This window comes from Microbacterium sp. B19 (assembly GCF_000333395.1).
Classification (GTDB): Bacteria; Actinomycetota; Actinomycetes; order Actinomycetales; family Microbacteriaceae; genus Microbacterium.
The window spans coordinates 1-3,182 of sequence record NZ_BADA01000143.1; the positions used below are offsets into that span (position 1 = coordinate 1).

The window sequence follows — 3,182 nt, forward strand, 5'->3', positions numbered from 1 at the left end:
GGACTGCTGCCGGGATCACGAGCCGGATCCACCACGACGGCACCGGCCTCTTCGCCGGCATGGCGCCGGGGTTCGAGGCGACCCGGTATCACTCGCTCGCTGTCGATGAGGCGACGCTCCCCCACGAGCTCGCCGTGACCGCGCGGACGGAGTCGGGGGTGATCATGGGTCTCGCCCACCGCGAGGCGCCGCTCGTCGGCGTGCAGTTCCACCCCGAGAGCATCCTCACCGAGGGCGGTCACGCGCTGTTGGGCACGTGGCTCGAGGATGCCGGGCTCCGTGGCGCGGCGGAGGCGGGTCGCCGCCTCCACCCGCGCCGGAGTCAGGATCCGCTGCAGTAGGTGAGCGTGATCTCGCTGTGGATCGGGACCTCACCCGGCGCCAGCGACTGGTTGGTCACGAGGGGCGGTGTCGTGGCGCGGCACCCGGGGTCTTCCTGGGTGTTCACCGTCAGCTGCTTGTCGGTGGATTCGAGCTCGCGCTTGGCCACATCGACGGGGTAGCTCTTGGTGTAGTCGTTGATCACCACGGTCCCGCTCGCCACCACGAGGTTGACGGTCGTGCCCTTGGCCACCTCGACTCCGGATGCCACGCTCGCCGACATCACGACGCCCTTCGCGAGGGCCGGATCCGTCTTGCGTTGAACGAGGCCGATCGAGAGACCGGCCGCCTGCAGGGCGGAACGGGCCTCGGACTCGGTGATGCCCTCGAGAGTGGGGACCTTCGCCGTGTCGGCCCCGGTGGAGACGTAGACGACCACCTCTTGCCCGGATGCCACCGACGTGTCGGCCTCCGGCGTCGTGCGGACCACGTTGCCGGAGGCGACGGTGGCGTCGGCCACGTCCACCCGTTTCGCGGTCAGGTCCTGTTTCTGCAGCTCGGTGACGGCGTCGTCGTACGGCATGTCGACGACGTTGGGGATCGTCCGGCCGGCGGACGGGACATCGTTCGAGGGCTGGATCTGGACGACCCACAACAGCACCGAGACCAACAGCACGGCGAGCACCGCGACGCCGGCCCAGATCCACGCGACGGGCGGACCCGGCTGCGTACGACGCATCGTCGTATCGGTGCTGAGCTGACGCAGGGAGCGCGCCGTCTCCGCCGCCTGACGGGGATTCGGTCCGTAGAGCTCATTCGACAGCGCCGACATCTGCCGCTTCGTGGGCTCCTTGCCCTCGACCGTGGCATCCAGGTCTTCGCGGAAGCCGGCGGCATCCTGCGGACGCTGGAAAGGATCCTTGGCGAGCGCGCGCAGCACCACCGCGTCGAGCGCGCGCGGCACGGTGTCGTTGATCTCGCTCGGCGGAAGGGGCGCCTCGCTGACGTGCTGGTACGCGACGGCGACGGGGGTGTCGCCTCGGAACGGCGGTCGGCCCGTGAGCAGCTCGTAGAGCACCACGCCCGCGGAGTACAGGTCGGCGCGCGCGTCGACCGACTCGCCCTTCGCCTGCTCGGGCGAGAAGTAGGCGGCGGTCCCGACGATCGCCGTCGTCTCCGCGACGGTGAGGACGAGTCGGACACCGCGCGGGCGATGCCGAAGTCCATGACCTTCACACGACCGGAGTCGGTGATCATGACGTTCCCCGGCTTGATGTCGCGGTGCACGACACCGGCACGGTGCGAGTACTCGAGGGCCTCCAGGATGCCGTCGACGTACCGCAGAGCCTCGTCGAGCGGGACGGGGCCCGCGTCGATGATGCTCTTGAGCAGGCGTCCGTGGACGAGCTCCATCACGATGTAGGGCACCGGGTGCTCCTGGCCGTCGGCACCCACCTCGACGTCCTCGCCCGCGTCGAAGACGCGGACGATCGTGGGGTGGGCCATGCGCGACGCGGCCTGGGCCTCGAGGCGGAACCGCGTGCGGAACGCGGCGTCGCCGGCGAGGTCGGCCTTCAGGATCTTGATCGCGACCGTTCGCCCCAGGGTTTGGTCGTACCCGCGATAGACGCTGGCCATACCGCCACGACCGATCAGGTCGTCGACGCGGTAGCGTCCGGAGAGGACGCGCGTCTCAGTGGTCACGGGGTACTCCTGGGGTGGGGGGATCAGGGGTGCGGGTCAGCGCGTGGCGCTGGGGTTCGGCGACGGAGTGTTGGCGCCGGTGATCGAGGCGGATGCCTCGTTCGAGGGGCCGGCGGTGCGGTCCGTGCCGGAGCAGCTGACGGTGTACGTGACCCGGAGGGTCTGACCGGCCGAGTTGCTCACCTGCAGTTCCGCGTTCCGCGCGTCGGGGGCGAACGATGCGGTCGACTGACCGTTCTCCGCGAACGTGCCGTTCGTCGCCGTGAAGTTGTACGACGACACGTTGCCGGTACCGGACGGGCACGAGTACTGCTGCCACGAGACCTGGATGGTGCTGCCGGCGGTGACCGAGGATCCCGGGAGAGTCGGCGTGCCCGGCTTGTCGAGCGGAGTCTCCTCACCGAACACGCGGAGCGTGATGATCGTCCCGGCGGGGACGCTGCCGGTCGGGCTCACGGTGTCGACCTTCCCGACCTGGTCGGGGCTGGTCGCCGCGTTGCCCGGCTCGCAGTTGGCGCCGAGCTTGTTGGTGCTGAGGATCGTGCTGGCTTCGTCGCAGGTCTTACCGGGCAGCCCGAGCGAGTTCACGTCGACGAGCTGCTGCGAGGTCTGCGTCGGGGTCGGGGACGCACTCGCGCTCCGCGAGGGCGCGGCCGAACTCGGGGCGTCGCTGGAGGGGGCGGCATCCGGGGTCTTCTGGTTGCTGAGGACCGCGAACAGCGTGCCGCCCAGCACCAGCAGGAGGAGCAGGATCAGCGCCACGAGCGGCCACGTCCAGGGGCTGCGCTTCTTCTGCGGACGCGTGTCCTCCTCGACGTGTTCCTCCGTGAGGAGCGACGGCGCGGGCGTCGGGAGCAGGCGGGTCGCGGCTGAGGTCTGGCCCGCCGTGAGCAGCTGCGTGGCCTCGTCGGCCACGGCCACGCCGGCGGCGATCGCGGGCACGGCACCGGCGGCCGCGGCGAGGTCTCCACGCCGGAGCGCCGTCGCGGCGCGCGAGACGGCCGCGGCCGAAGCCGGACGGTCGTCGGGCTTCTTCGCGATCATGGCCATCACGAGGTTCTGCACCGGCACGGCCACCGTCGGCGGCAGCGGAACGGGCTGCTCGTTGATCTGCGCCATGGCGATCGCGACCTGCGACTCGCCCGTGAACGGACGCT

1 protein-coding gene and 2 pseudogenes are annotated in these 3,182 nt (G+C 70.6%); 1 reads left to right on the forward strand and 2 read right to left on the reverse strand.

Features of this window, described 5'->3' with window-relative positions; genetic code table 11:
* A partial coding sequence (locus I5G_RS20790; RefSeq protein WP_022878143.1) for a gamma-glutamyl-gamma-aminobutyrate hydrolase family protein occupies positions 1 to 341 on the forward strand: 341 nt, incomplete at its 5' end.
* Here the strand turns inward: I5G_RS20790 and pknB are convergent.
* Both pknB and I5G_RS20800 read right to left on the reverse strand, forming a co-directional pair.
* Positions 323 to 1,959: pseudogene (gene pknB, locus I5G_RS20795) on the reverse strand (Stk1 family PASTA domain-containing Ser/Thr kinase). The gene I5G_RS20790 and the pseudogene pknB sit on opposite strands and share 19 nt — an antisense overlap.
* Before the next feature lie 102 nt (positions 1,960 to 2,061).
* Positions 2,062 to 3,182 (reverse strand): annotated as a pseudogene (locus I5G_RS20800) (serine/threonine protein kinase); the annotation flags it as partial.